15 protein-coding genes are annotated in these 15,940 nt (G+C 73.9%); 9 read left to right on the top strand and 6 right to left on the bottom strand.

Annotated features, from left to right (window positions below; genetic code table 11):
- Positions 1-69 precede the first annotated feature (69 nt).
- From A6A27_RS24655 to A6A27_RS24635, 5 genes are all read left to right on the top strand, one after another.
- Positions 70-984 (top strand): fructosamine kinase family protein, encoded by a 915-nt coding sequence (locus A6A27_RS24655; protein ID WP_073837012.1) that lies wholly within the window; start codon positions 70-72, stop codon positions 982-984.
- Entirely contained in the window at positions 981-1,994 is a 1,014-nt protein-coding gene (gene moaA / locus A6A27_RS24650; RefSeq protein WP_073837011.1) for a GTP 3',8-cyclase MoaA, read from the top strand. The genes A6A27_RS24655 and moaA overlap by 4 nt, the downstream gene beginning before the upstream one ends.
- Before the next feature lie 3 nt (positions 1,995-1,997).
- Positions 1,998-2,243: a MoaD/ThiS family protein gene (locus tag A6A27_RS24645; protein WP_073837010.1), complete on the top strand. Its 246-nt coding sequence runs from the start codon at positions 1,998-2,000 to the stop codon at positions 2,241-2,243.
- Positions 2,244-2,262: 19 nt separating this feature from the next.
- Entirely contained in the window at positions 2,263-3,636 is a 1,374-nt protein-coding gene (locus A6A27_RS24640) for a metallophosphoesterase (protein WP_443189999.1), read from the top strand.
- Between the two features lie 94 nt (positions 3,637-3,730).
- Complete coding sequence (locus tag A6A27_RS24635) at positions 3,731-6,922, top strand: UvrD-helicase domain-containing protein (protein WP_073837008.1); 3,192 nt, start codon at positions 3,731-3,733, stop codon at positions 6,920-6,922.
- A 17-nt stretch (positions 6,923-6,939) separates the two neighbouring features.
- Here the strand turns inward: A6A27_RS24635 and A6A27_RS24630 are convergent, their stop codons facing one another.
- On the bottom strand, positions 6,940-7,935 hold the full coding sequence (locus A6A27_RS24630; protein ID WP_083672823.1) for an EamA family transporter: 996 nt from the start codon (positions 7,933-7,935) through the stop codon (positions 6,940-6,942).
- Positions 7,936-8,022: 87 nt separating this feature from the next.
- On the opposite strand from A6A27_RS24630, the gene A6A27_RS24625 reads away from it, so the two are divergent.
- The gene (locus A6A27_RS24625) at positions 8,023-8,775 is read left to right on the top strand and encodes an LppU/SCO3897 family protein (RefSeq protein WP_073837007.1); all 753 of its coding nucleotides are present in this window, start codon (positions 8,023-8,025) and stop codon (positions 8,773-8,775) included.
- 183 nt (positions 8,776-8,958) lie between these two features.
- The gene (locus A6A27_RS24620) at positions 8,959-10,194 is read left to right on the top strand and encodes an ATP-binding protein (RefSeq protein WP_073837006.1); all 1,236 of its coding nucleotides are present in this window, start codon (positions 8,959-8,961) and stop codon (positions 10,192-10,194) included.
- A gap of 9 nt (positions 10,195-10,203) precedes the next feature.
- Here the strand turns inward: A6A27_RS24620 and A6A27_RS24615 are convergent, their stop codons facing one another.
- The gene (locus A6A27_RS24615; protein WP_073837005.1) at positions 10,204-10,749 is read right to left on the bottom strand and encodes a GNAT family N-acetyltransferase; all 546 of its coding nucleotides are present in this window, start codon (positions 10,747-10,749) and stop codon (positions 10,204-10,206) included.
- A 146-nt stretch (positions 10,750-10,895) separates the two neighbouring features.
- Between A6A27_RS24615 and A6A27_RS24610 the strand changes: the two genes are divergently transcribed.
- Positions 10,896-11,441, top strand: a complete 546-nt coding sequence (locus tag A6A27_RS24610; RefSeq protein ID WP_073837004.1) for a DoxX family protein — start codon at positions 10,896-10,898, stop codon at positions 11,439-11,441.
- A gap of 204 nt (positions 11,442-11,645) precedes the next feature.
- A complete protein-coding gene (locus A6A27_RS24605; RefSeq protein WP_073837003.1) occupies positions 11,646-13,082 on the top strand; it encodes a glycosyltransferase 87 family protein in 1,437 nt (478 codons plus the stop codon).
- 39 nt (positions 13,083-13,121) lie between these two features.
- Here the strand turns inward: A6A27_RS24605 and A6A27_RS24600 are convergent, their stop codons facing one another.
- The 4 genes from A6A27_RS24600 to moaC are packed head-to-tail and all read right to left on the bottom strand — an operon-like array spanning position 13,122 to position 15,858.
- The gene (locus tag A6A27_RS24600; RefSeq protein ID WP_073837002.1) at positions 13,122-13,553 is read right to left on the bottom strand and encodes a molybdenum cofactor biosynthesis protein MoaE; all 432 of its coding nucleotides are present in this window, start codon (positions 13,551-13,553) and stop codon (positions 13,122-13,124) included.
- Positions 13,554-13,608: 55 nt separating this feature from the next.
- Complete coding sequence (locus A6A27_RS24595; RefSeq protein WP_073837001.1) at positions 13,609-14,868, bottom strand: molybdopterin molybdotransferase MoeA; 1,260 nt, start codon at positions 14,866-14,868, stop codon at positions 13,609-13,611.
- Between the two features lie 31 nt (positions 14,869-14,899).
- Complete coding sequence (locus A6A27_RS24590; protein ID WP_073837127.1) at positions 14,900-15,370, bottom strand: MogA/MoaB family molybdenum cofactor biosynthesis protein; 471 nt, start codon at positions 15,368-15,370, stop codon at positions 14,900-14,902.
- Complete coding sequence (gene moaC, locus A6A27_RS24585) at positions 15,367-15,858, bottom strand: cyclic pyranopterin monophosphate synthase MoaC (RefSeq protein WP_073837000.1); 492 nt, start codon at positions 15,856-15,858, stop codon at positions 15,367-15,369. Before moaC ends, A6A27_RS24590 begins: the two co-directional genes overlap by 4 nt.
- Between the last annotated feature and the right edge of the window lie 82 nt (positions 15,859-15,940).

Genomic DNA, 15,940 nt, shown 5'->3' with positions numbered 1-15,940 from the left:
CGCCGAACGGCAGGCGTCCGAACCGCTCACCGCCCCACGGGGACCGTCCCGACCGGCTACCTTGCGCTCATGGACCTGGCGTACCTGCGGGCACACCCGGAGCACCTGCCGACCTTCCTGACCCACCAGCGGATCCGGGAGACGCCGGTCTCCGGTGGTGAGATCTGCGCCGCGTCCCGGCTCACCCTCGACGACGGGCACTCGATCTTCGCCAAGACCTGGCCGGAGAAGGCGGCCCGCCCGGTGCCGGAGGGTTTCTTCGCCACCGAGGCGGCCGGCCTCCGCTGGCTGCGCGAGCCGGGCACGGTGGCCGTACCCGAGGTGGTGGTGGCGCTGCCGGAGCTGCTGGCGCTCGACTGGGTCGAGCCCGGCGAGCCGACGCCGGAGGCGGCCGAGCGGTTCGGCCGCGAGCTGGCCGGGCTGCACCGAGCTGGAGCGCCCACCTTCGGTGCCGAGTGGCCTGGATTCATCGGCGCGCTGCCGCAGGACAACACCCCCGACCCCGGCCCCTGGTCGGCGTGGTTCGCCCGCCGCCGGTTGATGCCGTACCTGAAGATGTCGGTCGACGACGGCGCGCTCAGCGGCGCGGACGCCAGCCTGGTCGAGGAGCTGATCGGCCGGATCGGCGAGTTCGGCGGGGACGAGCCGCCGGCCCGGATCCACGGCGACCTCTGGCCGGGCAACCTGCTCTGGGGGGCGGACGACCGGGTCTGGCTGGTCGACCCGGCGGCGCACGGCGGCCACCGGGAGACCGACCTGGCGCAGCTGGCGCTCTTCGGCGGCCCGTCGCACCTGGACCGGATGATGGCGGCCTACCAGGAGGCATGGCCGCTGGCCGACGGCTGGCGGGAGCGGGTGCCGTTGCACCAGCTCCACCTGCTGCTGGTGCACACCGCCCTGTTCGGCGCGGCGTACCGGGATGCGGTGGTCTCCGCCGCCCACACTGCGCTGGGGGGCGCCGGACGCGCTACGGTCGACAAGTGACCACCGCCCCGACGACCGACGGAGTCCTCGTCGACCGGTACGGTCGGGTCGCCCGGGACCTACGGGTCTCGCTGACCGACAAGTGCAACCTGCGCTGCACCTACTGCATGCCGGCCGAGGGCCTGCCCTGGCTCTCCGGGCCGCAGCTGCTCACCGACGACGAGATCATCCGGCTGATCCGCGTCGCGGTGCACCGGCTCGGGGTCACCGAGGTGCGTTTCACCGGCGGCGAGCCGCTGATCCGGCCCGGCCTGGTCGGCATCGTGTCGGCGGTGGCCGCGCTGCGACCCCGGCCCCGGATCTCCCTGACCACCAACGGCATCGGCCTGGCCCGCCTCGCGCCCACCCTGCGCGCCGCCGGCCTCGACCGGGTGAATGTCTCGCTCGACACGGTGGACCGGACCCGGTTCGCCGAGCTGACCCGGCGGGACCGGCTCGCTGACGTGCTGGCCGGGCTGGCCGGCGCGGCGGCCGCCGGGCTGACCCCGGTGAAGGTCAACGCGGTGCTGATGCGCGGGGTCAACGACGACGAGGCCCCCGCACTGCTTCGGTTCGCCTTGGCGCACGGCTACGAGCTGCGGTTCATCGAGCAGATGCCGCTGGACGCGCAGCACGGCTGGGACCGCGGCCGAATGGTCACCGCCGACCAGATCCTGGCCGACCTGCGCGCCGAGTTCGACCTGAGCACCGATCTGGCCGAGCGGGGCGCGTCCCCGGCCGAGACCTGGCTGGTGGACGGCGGACCGGCCCGGGTCGGGGTGATCGCCAGTGTGACCCGCCCCTTCTGCGGCGACTGCGACCGGACCCGGCTCACCGCCGACGGCCAGGTCCGCGCCTGCCTCTTCGCCACCGAGGAGTCCGACCTGCGCGGCGCGCTGCGCGCCGGGGCGGACGACGCCGAGCTGGCCCGCCGCTGGCGGACCGCGATGTGGGGCAAGCGGGCCGGGCACGGCATCGACGATCCGACCTTCCTGCAACCCGCCCGTCCCATGTCCGCGATCGGAGGCTGACCGGTGGAGCTGACTGTCCGCTACTTCGCCGGCGCGCGTGCCGCCGCCGGCCGCGCCGAGGAGACCGCCTCCGCCGGCCGGTCCCTCGACGAGCTGGTGGACGAGCTGGCCGAGCGGCACGGCGAAGGGCTGAGCAGCGTGCTGAAGGCGGCCAGCTTCCTGGTCGACGGCCTAGCCTGCCATGATCGTCGGGCACCGCTGCCGGCCGGGGCGACGGTCGACGTTCTGCCCCCGTTCGCGGGCGGCTGAGGAGGATCGCGTGTTGGCGATGGCAACGTTCCTGGGCTTCGCCGTGCTCGTCACCGCCCTGATCCACCTCTACCTGTGGAAGCGGCTGATCCGCGACACCACTCGGCCCGGGCGCTGGCGGCGCGTCGGCGGGATCGCGCTGCTGCTGCTGGCGCTGCTGGTGCCGGCCACCATGATCACGACCCGCGGCGGGGTGCACTGGCTGGCCTGGCCGGGCTACCTCTGGCTGGCCCTGATGTTCTACCTGCTGGTCCTGCTGCTGGCGCTGGAAGTGCCGCTGGCGGTGGCGAAGCTGGCGCTGCGGCGCCGGATGCGGGTCGGCCTGCCGGCGTCCGAGCCCGCGCTGGTCGGGGCCGGTGGACCGGCCGCCGCACCGCTCGACATCGCGGCCGTCCAGGCGGAAATGCCCTCGGCCGGCCTCGCCCGGGCCTCGTCCGTCGGCCTCGCCGAGCCGCCAGCCGACCAGCCGCCGGCCGACCAGCCCGCCGAGTCGGCGACCGGTCCCGCGAATCCGCCCCCGGCCGGCACCGCCACGGCACCGGCCCCCGGCCATGACCCGTCCCGCAGGTTGCTGCTCACCCGGGGCGCCGCGATCTTCGCCGGGCTCACCGCCGCCGGTCTCACCGGGTACGGCGTCCGCACGGCGATGGGACCGCCGCGGCTGGACCGGGTGCAGATCCCGCTGGCCAAGCTCCCCCGCAGCATGGACGGACTGCGGATCGCCACGGTCTCCGACATCCACCTGGGGCCGCTGCGCGGACGGTCGCACACCGAGCGGATCGTCGCGATGATCAACCGGCTCGACGCCGATCTGGTGGCGGTGGTCGGTGACCTGGTCGACGGCTCGGTCGCCGAGCTGGGCGCGGCGGCGGAACCGTTGCGCGACCTGCGGTCCCGGTACGGCAGCTTCTTCGTCACCGGCAACCACGAGTACTACTCCGGCGTCGAGGAATGGGTCCAGGAGGTGGACCGGCTCGGCCTGCGGGTCCTCCAGAACGCGCGCCAGGAGATCCGGGCCCGGGGCGGCGTACTCGACCTGGCCGGGGTGAACGACGTCACCGCCGCCGGCACCGGGCTGGCCGCCCCCGCCGACTACGCCGCCGCCCTCGGCGACCGGGACCCGAGCCGCCCGGTGGTGCTGCTGGCCCACCAGCCGGTGGCCGCGTACGAGGCGGCGAAGTACGGCGTGGACCTTCAGCTCTCCGGGCACACCCACGGCGGGCAGATGGTGCCGTTCAACCTGCTGGTGGGGCTTCAGCAGCCGGTGGTCTCCGGCCTCGGCGAGGTGGACGGGACCAAGGTCTACGTGACCAACGGCGCCGGTTTCTGGGGCCCGCCGGTGCGGGTCGGCGCGCCGCCGCAGGCGACCCTCGTCGAACTCCGCGCTCAATAGCCCGAACCGGCTGCCGGGTCCAGCAACGGATTGCTCAGGTCACGCGTACGCGTGGCGGCGGGCGGGCCGGGGACGGCTCGTGACAGGATGCGGCGTGCCTCCGTTCAGCGCCGTACCCCCCGGTGGCCTCCCGCCGTTCGTCGCGGATCTGCACATCCACTCGAAGTACTCGCGCGCGTGCAGCCGGGACCTGACCCTGCCGAACCTCGGATGGTGGGCCCGGCGCAAGGGCATCGGTGTCCTCGGCACCGGTGACTTCACCCATCCCGCCTGGTACGACCACCTCCGCGAGACGCTGCACCCGGCCGAGCCCGGCCTGTTCCGGCTCAGCCCGGATGCGGAGCGGGACATCGCCCGGCGGCTGCCACCCCGGCTGGCCAGCACTGCGGAGGCGGACCCGGTCCGGTTCCTGCTCAGCGTGGAGATCTCCACGATCTACAAGCGGGACGACCGGACCCGGAAGGTGCACCACCTCATCTACCTGCCGGACCTGGACGCGGTGGCCCGGTTCAACGCCGTGCTGGGGCGGATCGGCAACCTGGGGTCGGACGGCCGGCCGATCCTCGGCCTGGACTCCCGGGACCTGCTGGAGATCACGCTGGAGGCAAGCCCGGACGGCTACCTGGTGCCGGCGCACATCTGGACGCCGTGGTTCTCCGCGCTCGGCTCGAAGTCCGGCTTCGACGCGATCGCCGACTGCTACGCCGACCTGGCCGAGCACGTCTTCGCCGTGGAGACCGGCCTCTCCTCCGACCCGGAGATGAACTGGCGGGTCGGCAGCCTGGACCGCTACCAGCTCGTGTCCAACTCGGACGCGCACTCGCCGCCCGCGCTGGCCCGCGAGGCAACCGTCTTCAGCTCGGCCCGCGACTACTTCGCGATCCGTGAGGCGTTGCGCACCGGGGACGGGCTCGCCGGCACCATCGAGTTCTTCCCGGAGGAGGGCAAGTACCACGCCGACGGGCACCGCCTCTGCGGGGTGAACTGGGCGCCCGAGCGGACCCGGGAGGCCGGCGGCCGGTGCCCGGAGTGCGGCAAGCCGCTGACGGTGGGCGTGCTCAGCCGGGTCGAGGAGCTGGCCGACCGGCCCGAGGGGCACCGGCCGGCACACGCCCGCGAGGTGACCCACCTGGTGCCGCTGGCCGAGATCCTCGGCGAGATCAACAAGGTGGGTGCCCGGTCGAAGAAGGTCGAGGGGAAGCTCAACGAGCTGGTCGCCGCGCTCGGCCCGGAGCTGGAGATCCTGACCGGCACCCCGCTGGACGAGATCGGCCGGGTCGGCGGCGAACTGCTCGCCGAGGGCATCGGCCGGCTCCGCCGCGGCGAGGTGCGCCGGGTCCCGGGCTACGACGGCGAGTACGGGGTGATCACCTTGTTCGACCCCGCCGAGTTGGGTGGCGGTGCCGCGCCGAACGCGCAGGACACCCTCTTCGACGTACCCGTGCCCGCGCCGCGGAAACCCGCGGAGCCGGCGCCGAAGCCGAAGGCGAAGCGCCCGGCGACGGCCAAGCCGGAGCCGAAGCGGAAGCCCGTCCCGCCACCGCCGCCACCGATCGCGCCGGTGCCCTCTCCGCACGAGCCCTTCGAGCCGATGCTCGCCGGCATGGAGGAGGTCGGCACCGGCCTGCTGGACCGGCTCGACGCGATGCAGCGGGTGGCGGCCTCCGCACCGGGTGGCCCGCTGCTCATCGTGGCCGGTCCGGGCACCGGCAAGACCCGGACGCTGACCCACCGGATCGCGTACCTCTGCGCGGAGCTGAACGTCTTCCCGGAGCAGTGCCTGGCGATCACCTTCACCCGCCGGGCGGCCGAGGAGCTGCGGCACCGCCTGGACGGGCTGCTCGGCCCGGTCGCCGAGGACATCACGGTCGGCACCTTCCACTCGCTGGGGCTGACCATCCTGCGGGAAAACGCCGAAGCCGCTGGGCTGCCGGCGGATTTCCGCATCGCCGACGACGCGGACCGCGTGGCGGCCCGGACCGAGGCCGGTGCCGACGACGACCGGTACACCTCGCTGCTGCGCAAGCGGGACCTGGTCGACCTGGACGAGCTGCTCACCCTGCCGGTGGCGCTGCTGACGGCGGACCGGAAGCTGGTGCGCGAGTACCGCGAGCGCTGGAAGTGGATCTTCGTCGACGAGTACCAGGACGTCGACGCCGTCCAGTACGAGCTGCTGCGGCTGCTCAGCCCCGCCGACGGCAACCTCTGCGCGATCGGCGACCCCGACCAGGCGATCTACTCGTTCCGGGGCGCGGACGTCGGCTACTTCCTGCGCTTCTCCCAGGACTTCACCGACGCCCGGCTGGTCCGGCTGAACCGCAACTACCGCTCCTCGGCACCGATCCTGGCCGCCGCGGTGCAGGCCATCGCGCCGTCGTCGCTGGTCCGTGGCCGCCGGCTCGACCCGGCCCGGCTCGACCCGGAGGCCCCGCTGGTCGGTCGTTACGCCGCGGCCTCCGTCGCGGGCGAGGCCGATTTCGTGGTACGCACCGTCGACGAGCTGGTCGGCGGCCTCTCCCACCGTTCGCTCGACTCGGGCCGGATCGACGGCCGGTCCACCTCGCTGTCGTTCTCCGACATCGCCGTGCTCTACCGCACCGACTCGCAGGCCGCACCGATCGTGGACGCGCTGGCCCGGGCCAACATCCCGGTGCAGAAGCGCTCGCACGACCGGCTCCGCGACCGGCCCGGGGTGACGGCGATCGCCCGCGAGCTGCGGCACGCCGGGCTGGACGGCTCGTTGGCCGCCCGCGTCCGGCTGGCCGGGCAGATCCTGGCGGAACGCTTCGCCGTGCCGACGCTCGACGGCGCCGGCTCGGTACGCCCCGAGGACGTCCGCACCGCGGTGGACCTGCTCACCCCGCTGGCCCGGCGCTGCGGCGACGACCTCGGGCTCTTCCTCTCCCAGCTCGCCACCGGGGCCGAGGTGGACGCCCTGGACCCGCGCGCCGAGGCGGTCACCCTGCTCACCCTGCACGCGGCCAAGGGCCTGGAGTTTCCGGTGGTCTTCCTGGTCGGCGCTGAGGACGGGCTGCTGCCGCTGCGCTGGCCGGGGTCGGAACCGGGCGACGACGCGATCGCCGAGGAGCGCCGGCTCTTCTTCGTCGGGCTCACCCGGGCGCAGGACCGGCTGTACGTGAGTCACGCCGCCCGGCGGATCCGGCACGGGTCGGAGCGCGAGTGCCGCCCGTCACCGTTCCTCGACGTGATCGACCCGGGGCTCTTCGAACGGTTCGGCGAGGCCGAGCCCCGCCGCCCCAAGGACCGCCAGCTACGCCTGATCTGAAGGGAGAGGGGCCCTGCTCAACGGCGGACGGCCTGCCGGGGTGCCCGGTCGACCGACCGGCGGGGACGCTCGGTGCTGACCACCACGGCCACCCCGGCGACGATCACCGCCCCGCCGAGCAGCACCTGGGTGGTGACCGGTTCGGCGGCGAACAGCGCACCGAGCCCCACCGCGACCACCGGGTTCACGTACGCGTAGGTGGCGACGAGGGAGATCGGGGCGTGGTGCAGCAGCCAGACGTACGCGGTGAAGGCGACCAACGAGCCGGCCACCATCAGGTACAACAGCGCCGCCCAGGAGCGGCCGGTCACCTGGGCCGGGGAGAAATCGCGCAGCTCGCCCCGGACGGTGGCGAGCACGGTGAGCGCCGCCGCGCCGGCGACCATCTCGTAGACGGTGGCCACGAACGGGTCGGCGGGCATCCGGATGCGCCCGGAGAGATAGGAGCCGACGGACCAGCAGGTGGCGCCGACGACCACGGTGAGCGCGCCGACCATGGGTACGCTGCCCGGCCCACCGGTGGGAAGCACGAGCAGGACGAGCCCGACGAAGCCGAGGGCCACCCCGGCGAAGGTCCACAGCCGGGGCCGGTCGCCGCCGAGCGTACGCAGCAGCACGACCAGCAGCGGGACGGTGGCCACCAGCAGCGCGGCGATGCCGGAGGGCAGCGCCACGCCGGCCGGGCCGGACTCGGCGAGGACCACGAGCCCGTTGCCGCCGGCGAGCAGGAGCACGCCGACCAGGGCGGCGGACCTGAGCTGCCGAAGATCGACGCGGAGCGCCCCCGGCCCGCGGCGGAGCCGGAGCACCAGGGCGAGCACTCCGGCGGCGGCGGCGAACCGCATCGCCGCGGAGGCGAGCGGCGGCAGCGACTCGACCGCAACCCGGATGCCCAGGTAGGTCGAGCCCCAGAGCACGTAGACGAGGACCAGTGCGGTCCAGACGAACGCGGGACGGGCGGCGGTGGGAGCGTGGTCGACGGTCGACGTCGCAGCTGTGGGGCGTGAGCTCATCGGTGGACCAGGCTACGGTGACCAGGGCACGGTGTCCCCCGTTGGTGGCCGGCCTCTCACCCACTGGCGTACCCAGGAGGACGTCCCATGTCGAACTTCGGACCACCGGGTGGCGGCTCCCCTGGCCCGTGGGACGGACGGCGACCCGAGGACGAGTACGCCCCGCTGGCCGGCCCTCGCTACGACCCGGGGTACGCCCGGCAGCCGGGCGGGTGGGGCGAGCCGCCCGCCCAGCGGCACGAGCCGACCGTCGGCTGGGACACCGGGCAGCCGGTCCACCAGGGGTACCCGCCGACCGTGCCCGGCTACGCCGAGCCGACGTACGCCGAGCGATCGCCGTACGCCGGCCAGCCGCCCTACACCGAGCCGGCGCCGTACGCCGAGCCGACGCCGTCGAAGCGCGGCGGGGGCCGGCTGGTTGCGGTGCTGGCCTTGCTGGCGGTGCTGGCGCTCGGCGGCGCCGGGGCGTACTGGGTCCTCGGCCGGGACGAGCCGGCCCGGGTGAGCGGCTCCGGCGCGCCGGCCGATCCGACCTCGGGGGCGAGCACGCCCCCCGAACCGGCGACCACCACCCCGACTCCGGCGACCTCGACCGACTCGCGCTTCGTCAAGGCGGGTCAGTGCGTCCGCAACGAGGGCGCGGACGGGCAGCAGCCGAAGCTGGCGATCAGCGAGTGCGGCGCGAACTCCTACCAGGTGTTGCGCCGCTTCGACGGTCCGACCAGCGGCCAGAAGGACGCCGAGGCGAAGTGCGCCAAGGTCGAGGGCTACACCGACTGGTACTTCTTCGACAGCGAGTTGGACACCCTCGACTTCGTGCTCTGCCTCAAGCGCCGCTGACCTGCGTCGCTGACCTGTGCCGCTGGCTTGCGACGCGACGGCACGGCCGATGGTAACCAAAACTAGGGCTGTCTAGCGTGAATGCTAGACAGCCCTAGTTTTCTGTCGAGGAGCCCGACACGCCGGTAGCCCCATCTACGGATGTCTAGCCTCCCAGCTAGACGGCCCGATACTCTGCGATTCGTGGATCCGGTCCGCAACCCGTACGCCCCCGGTGCCGGCCAGCGCCCGCCCGAACTCGCCGGCCGGGGCCGCGAGCTGGACGTCTTCGACGTGGTGCTGGAACGGATCGCCCGGGGCCGCCCGGAACGCAGCCTGATGCTCACCGGACTGCGCGGGGTGGGCAAGACGGTCCTGCTGAACACCCTCCGCTCGCAGGCGATCAGCCACCTCTGGGGCACCGGCAAGATCGAGGCCCGGCCCGAACAGTCGCTCCGCCGGCCGATCGCCGCCGCGCTGCACATGGCGGTCCGCGAGCTGGCACCCCGGCACCGCGCCCCGGACCGGATCGACGCCTTCCTCGGCGTGCTCAAGGCGTTCGCCCAGCGCACCGCGCCCACCGGACGCGGCGGGGCCGCGCCGAAGCTGCGCGACCGCTGGCAGCCGGGCATCGACGTGCCGGCCAGCAGCGGCCGGGCCGACTCCGGGGACATCGAGATCGACCTGGTCGAGCTGCTCACCGACGCCGCGGCGGTCGCCACCGACGTGGGCACCGGCGTCGCGATCTTCATCGACGAGATGCAGGACCTCGGCGCGGAGGACGTCTCCGCGCTCTGCGCCGCCTGCCACGAGCTGTCCCAGCTCGGCGCGCCGCTGATCGTCGTCGGTGCCGGGCTGCCACACCTGCCGGCCGTGCTCAGCGCCGCGAAGTCGTACTCCGAGCGGCTCTTCCGCTACCAGCGGATCGACCGGCTGGACCGGATCGCCGCCGATCAGGCGCTCTGCGCGCCGGCCGAGCGGGAGGAGATCGAGTACGAGCCGAAGGCCCTCGACCTGCTCTACGAGAAGTCCGGCGGATACCCCTACTTCGTCCAGGCGTACGGGAAGGCCACCTGGGACCACGCGCCCCGCTCGCCGATCACCGCCGCCGACGTCCGGGTCGCCGCACCCGAGGCGGAGGCCGAGCTGGCCGTCGGCTTCTTCGGATCCCGGTTCGAGCGGGCCACCCCGGCCGAACGCGAGTACATGCGGGCGATGGCGACACTCTCCCTGGTGGAAGGGGAGGAGAACGGCCGGGACGACATGGACGCGGCGGTACCCACCGCGGAGATCGCCCGGGCGCTGGGTCGCAAGCCGGCCAGCCTCTCGCCCGCCCGGGACGCCCTAATCAAGAAGGGCCTGATCTACTCCGGCGAGCGCGGCACGGTCGCCTTCACCGTCCCGCACTTCGGCCGGTACCTGCGCACCCAGCCGGCCTGACCACCCGGCTCACACCTTGGCCCAGGGCGGCGGGAAGAGCACCTCACCTCCCGGCGGTGGGGCCTCGTCCGTGGTGGACGGGGGCAGCACCAACGCCTGCCACGGCTCCCCGAGCCCCGACCAGGGGCTGGTCAGTCCCAGCCGGTCCGCTCGGCTGAACCCGAAGCGGCGGTAGAACGCCGGATCGCCGAGCACCACCACCAGCCGCTCACCCAGCTCGGTCGCGGCGTCCAGGGCCGCCTGCACCACCGCCGTGCCGTGCCCGATCCGCTGCCGGTACGGCGCGACCGCCACCGGCCCGAGCGCCAGGGCCGGGTACGCCGCATCGTCGCTGCACACCCGCGCCCGGGTCAGCAGCGCGAAACCGACGACCTCGCCGCCGTACTCGGCGACCATGGCCAGCTCCGGGATCCAGGCGTCGCTGTGCCGGAGGTCGTCGACCAGCCCCACCTCGGGCGGGGTGGCCACGTCGGGGCGGGCGAAGGCGGTCGCCAGCACCCGGGCGACCGGTGCCTCGTCCGCCGGATCCTCGGGTCGGAGTCGCAGGGTCGTCACCCGCGCGACCTTACCGTCCGAACCCGGTCCATCAGCGACGGTCGCTGAAATCAGCCCGGCGACCGGGCCGGCCGGACGTCCATGTCGGCCGATCTCGTTCGAGTGTTGCCGGGGTGGTGACCGGCTCGACGGGGTATGACTGGTTTATGAAGCCCGTGCGCTCCCTCGCCCGAGTCATGTTGAGCGGCATCTTCGTGGTCAGCGGCGCCCGCAACCTGCAGAACCCGGAACGGCTGGTCACGGCCGCCAAGCCGGTCACCGACCGGGTCGCCCCGCTGATCCAGAACCTGCACCCACGGATCCCGACCGACACCGAGACACTGGTCCGCGCGAACGCGGCCACCCAGCTCGTCGGCGGGCTGATGCTGGCGACCGGCAAGTTCACCCGGCCGGCCGCGCTCGTCCTCGCCGGGACCCTGGTGCCGACCACCTTCGCCGGCCATCCCTTCTGGAGCACCGACGACCCGATGGCGCGGAACAACAACCAGGTCCACTTCCTGAAGAACCTCGGCCTCTTCGGCGGCCTGCTCCTCGCCGCCGCGGACACCGAGGGCAAGCCCGGACTGCGCTGGCGGGCCGGTCACCGGATCGACCACTCGCGCCGCTCGGTGCAGCGCGCGGTCCGGACCGCCCGCCGAGAGGCGAAGATCGCCGTACGCTCTGCGGCCTCCGCCCGCCGAATACCGGGTTGACCTGCATCAATACGGCCTCCACCCCCCGCAAGGCCACTAATCACCTGAACCATCCGAGACCCGTTAACGCGATGGAAATGTCAAAAACACGTGTGGGATCGGACACGGTCGCATAACGCGGGAGGCAGCAACGTGAGGCGCCGTTCTAGGCTCCGTGCGGGACCTGGACGGGAAGTAGGATCTTGGTACGGGGGTGGCACCGCCATGCCGACGACCGTCGGTAGACGGATGGACCGCCTCGCTCCAGTCCAGCGCGGCACCCGTCGAATCGATCGCAGGACAGTCGTACGCAGCGGCGTCGTGGCCGCCGTCGCCTACGCGGCGTGGCTCGCCATCGGCGCGTTCGGACGTCCGTACAACTTCTTCGACATGCGGATCTACCACGGTGCAGTGGTGTGGTGGGCCGGCGGCAACGAGCTCTACGACTTCATCGCCCCCTCGACGACCCTCGGCTTCACCTACCCGCCCTTCGCCGGCCTGGTCATGCTGCCGATGTCCTGGCTACCGGTCGCGGCGACCGGCTGGCTCAACGCCCTGGCCAGCATCGCCGCGCTCGCCGTCGTACTGGCCGCGCTGCTGCGCCCGATCGTCGACCGGCTGGGCTGGTCGCTCTGGTTCACCGTCGGCATCGCCACGCCGCTGGCCGTCGCCATCGAGCCGTCCCGCGAGACCCTCGGATACGGCCAGGTCAACCTGCTGCTGTTCGCGCTGGTCATGGCGGACCTGGTCGGCCTGCGCTGGCGGGCGAAGCGGGGCACCCACCACGACACCGCCGACTCGGCGCTGGCCCGGTACGTCTACAGCGGAGCCTGGGCCGGCGTCGGCATCGGGCTGGCCACCGCGGTCAAGCTCACCCCGGCGCTGTTCATCGCGTACCTGATGATCACGCGGCAGTGGCGGGCGGCGATGACCGCGATCGGCACCGCCATCGGCGTGACCCTCGCGACGTTCGCCGTGGTCGGGGCGGAGTCGCGGACCTACTTCGGCACGGTGCTCTGGCAGACCGAGCGGGTCGGCGCGGCGGACATGACCGCCAACCAGTCGCTGGCCGGGCTGCTGGCCCGGCTCTACGACTCGATCGAGACACCCGGACTGCTCTGGCTGGCGTTCTCGGTGCTGATGCTGGCGCTGGGGCTGTCCCGGGCGGCCAGCGCTCGCGCCGACGGCGACGAGTTGACCGCGTTCACCCTGGTCGGGCTGACCGCCAACGTCATCAGCCCGATCTCCTGGTCGCACCATCTGGTCTGGGTGATCCCGGCGATCATCGTGCTGGCCGACGCCGCGGTACGCCGCCACGAGGCGAGCCGCGGTCTGTCGGCCCGGATCACCGGTATGCCACCCACCGGCGGGGTGCCCGCGTTGCGCCCGCCGATCTGGTATCCGGCTCTCACCGGGCTGCGGCACGGGGTCGGCGCGCTCGCCCTCTACCTGCTCTTCCTGGTCTCGCCCATCTGGCCGTACGAGCACCAACTCCCCGAGGTGTCCCACTACCAGGACGGCCTGTTCGGCGCGCTGATGGAGAACTCGCTGGCGATTGCCCTGATCGTGCTCGTCGCGGCACTGCCCTGGCGGCCCGGCGCGGAGCCCGCGTTCTACCACGACCGGCTGATCCGCGCCGCCCAGCTCGCCGGCCGGCGCTGACCGTCCCACCCGGCCGCGTTCCCTGCCCTCGTGCGCCGGTCAGGGGCAGTTCACCCACTCCTCGGTGCCGTCGGCGAACACCTGCCGCTTCCAGATCGGCAGCCGCGCCTTCACCTCGTCCACCAGCCGGGCGCAGGCCGCGAAGGCCGCCGCCCGGTGGGCGGTGCTGACCGCCGCGACCAGGGCCGCGTCGCCGATCTCCAGCCGGCCGATCCGGTGCGACACGGCCACCGCGTACACGTCCGGATCGGCGGCGATCTCGGCGGCCACCTCGCGCAGCACCGCCTCGGCGGTGGGGTGCCCCTCGTACTCGAGCAGGGTGACCGACCGGCCGTGGTCGTGGTCGCGGACCACGCCCTGGAACGACACCACCGCGCCGGCCCGCCGGTCGGCCACCGCCGCCTCGTGCGCGGCCAGGTCGAGCGGCTGGTCGGTCACCACGCCGGTGGTGAGCCCCACGACCGGGCTCACTGTTCCTCCCTCGTTCGCGACTGCGGGGCTCGCAACCCCGGCTCACTCCTCACGCTCACCATGACCGCTCCCCGGGGGTCAACGGCAGCGGTACGAGCGGCACCCGGTCGCCGGCCTCGCCGCTGGTGCCCGGGCGGATCACCGCGAAGCCGTCCGCCCCGGCCAGCCCGCGCAGCATCGCCGAGCCGACGTGGCGCAGCGGGCGGGCGGTGCCGGCCGCCCGGTCCCAGCGGACCAGAGCCAGGTGGGTGTAGTCACCCCGGCCCTGGACCGGCTCGGCGAGGGTGACCTGCGGCAGCACCGGCATCGGCCGACCCTGCAGGCCGGCGAGCAGCGGCGCGACCAACGAGACCAGCGCGACCACGGCCGACTGCGGGTTGCCCGGCAAGCCCGCCACGAACCGGACCCGCCCGTCGTCGCCCACCAGCCGGGCCAGCAGCATCGGGAACCCCGGACGCACCGCCACCGTGTTGACCACGTAGTCCGCGCCGAGCTCCGCCAGCGCCGGGTGCAGGTGGTCGACCGGACCGTGCATGGTCCCACCGGTGGTGCAGACCAGGTCGGCGTCGGCGAGCGCGCCGCGCAGCGCCGCCACGTGGGCGGGGAGGGTGTCGGCCACCGGGCCGACCACGTCGGCCGACCGCACCTGACAGCCGTACCGGCGCAGCCAGGCGGGCACCGCCGGGCCGAGGGCGTCGCGGACCCGGCCGGCACCCGGCGGGCCGGCGGTCAGCAGTTCGTCGCCGAACACCAGCAGCGCCGCCCGCGGCGAGCGGCGGACCCGCAGCGTGTCGTGACCGCAGGAGGCGGCCAGCCCGATCAGCGCCGGGTCGACCGGGGTGCCGGCGGGCAGCAGCTCCTCCCCGGCGTACGCCTCCTCGCCCGGCTCCCGCCACTCGGGTGCCGGACGCGGCGTGCCGGCCACCCGACCGTCCGCGGTCCGGGTCGACTCCTCGATCCGCAGGATCGCGGCGGCCCCCGCCGGGACCATCGCGCCGGTGGCGATCTCGACGGTGGTGCCGTCGGTGGCCAGCGGGGGCGGGGTGTGCCCGGCGAGCACCCGGCCGACCACCTGCCACGGCCCGTCTCCCCGCACCGCCCAGCCATCCACGCTGGAGGTGGGGAACGCCGGCAGGTCGGTACGGGTGGTCAGCGGCTCGGCGAGGGTGTGGCCGTCGGCGTCGGCGAGTGGCCGGTCGACCGCGGGGAGCGCGGCGGCGAGGCCCACCTCGTACACCCGGGAGCGGGCCTCCTCCCACCCGGCTGGCGGCGGCGCAGCGACCTGGGCCGCCGTAGCTGCGGTTTCCGTGCTCATTCGGCGAGCCTATCGCCGGCCGGGTGCCTCGTCAGTGGTCGCCGTTGCTCAGTTGGTCGACGGCATGCCGGAGAATCGGGCCGAGCACGGCCAGCCCGTCCTTCGCTCCACCCCGGGAGCCGGGCAGGTTCACCACCAGCATCCGGCCCGCCACGCCGGCCAGCCCCCGGGAGAGGGCCGCGGTGGGCACGGTGTCGCGGCTGTAGGCCCGGATGGCCTCGGCGATCCCGGGAACCTCGTAGTCGAGCAGGGCCCGGGTCACCTCGGGGGTCCGGTCGGTCGAGGTGATGCCGGTGCCGCCGCTGGTCAACACCACGTCGATGCCCTCGTCGCGGGCGGCCCGCAGCGCGGCCCCCACCGGCTCGCCGTCCGGCACCACCACCGGCTCGTCGACCTCGCAGCCCAGCTCCCGCAGGCCGGCGACGAGCAGCGGGCCGCTGGTGTCCGCATACACCCCGGCGGCGGCCCGGTTGGAGGCGACGATCACCCGGGCCCGGATCACGGCCGGTTCTCCGGTCGGACCCACTCGCCGGTCTTGCCGCCCTCCTTGCGCAGGACGCGTACCGCATCCACGGAGGCCGCCGGGTCGACGGCCTTGACCATGTCGACCAGGGCGAGCCCGGCGACCGCCACCGCGGTGAGCGCCTCCATCTCCACGCCCGTCCGGTCGGCGGTCTTCGCGGTCGCGGTGATCTCGACGGTGTCGGTGGTGAGCCGCAGGTCGACGGTGACGCCGTGCAGGGCGATCGGATGACAGAGCGGGATCAGGTCGGGGGTCCGCTTCGCCCCCATGATCCCGGCCAACCGGCCCACCGCCAGCGCGTCGCCCTTGGGCAGGCCGTCCCGGCGCAGCAGCTCCACCACCTCGGACGTGGTGCGGAGCCGGCCGGCGGCGACCGCGAGCCGGCCGGAGACCGGCTTGGCGGAGACGTCGACCATCCGGGCCGCGCCGGCCGGATCGACGTGGGTGAGCTGCGCGGGATCGGTCACGGCCGCGAGCCTATCCTCCGGGTACGACCAGCCGCCGGAAGCGTCGGTGGGGAGGAGCGCCGTGCCGAGCGTGCCGATCGTG

It is taken from the genome of Micromonospora sp. CB01531, from assembly GCF_001905095.1.
In the GTDB taxonomy this organism is placed as follows: Bacteria; Actinomycetota; Actinomycetes; order Mycobacteriales; family Micromonosporaceae; genus Micromonospora.
The sequence above is the reverse complement of the archived record's forward strand: the minus strand, read 5'-3'. Positions and strand labels throughout refer to the sequence as shown.

Coding starts and splice junctions, on each gene's coding strand:
- A6A27_RS24625 (WP_073837007.1), top strand. CDS start 8,023: ATGTCGAACTTCGGACCACCGGGTGGCGGCTCCCCTGGCCCGTGGGAC.
- A6A27_RS24610 (WP_073837004.1), top strand. CDS start 10,896: ATGAAGCCCGTGCGCTCCCTCGCCCGAGTCATGTTGAGCGGCATCTTC.
- A6A27_RS24655 (WP_073837012.1), top strand. CDS start 70: ATGGACCTGGCGTACCTGCGGGCACACCCGGAGCACCTGCCGACCTTC.
- A6A27_RS24605 (WP_073837003.1), top strand. CDS start 11,646: ATGCCGACGACCGTCGGTAGACGGATGGACCGCCTCGCTCCAGTCCAG.
- A6A27_RS24640 (WP_443189999.1), top strand. CDS start 2,263: ATGGCAACGTTCCTGGGCTTCGCCGTGCTCGTCACCGCCCTGATCCAC.
- A6A27_RS24595 (WP_073837001.1), bottom strand. CDS start 14,868: ATGAGCACGGAAACCGCAGCTACGGCGGCCCAGGTCGCTGCGCCGCCG.
- A6A27_RS24630 (WP_083672823.1), bottom strand. CDS start 7,935: ATGAGCTCACGCCCCACAGCTGCGACGTCGACCGTCGACCACGCTCCC.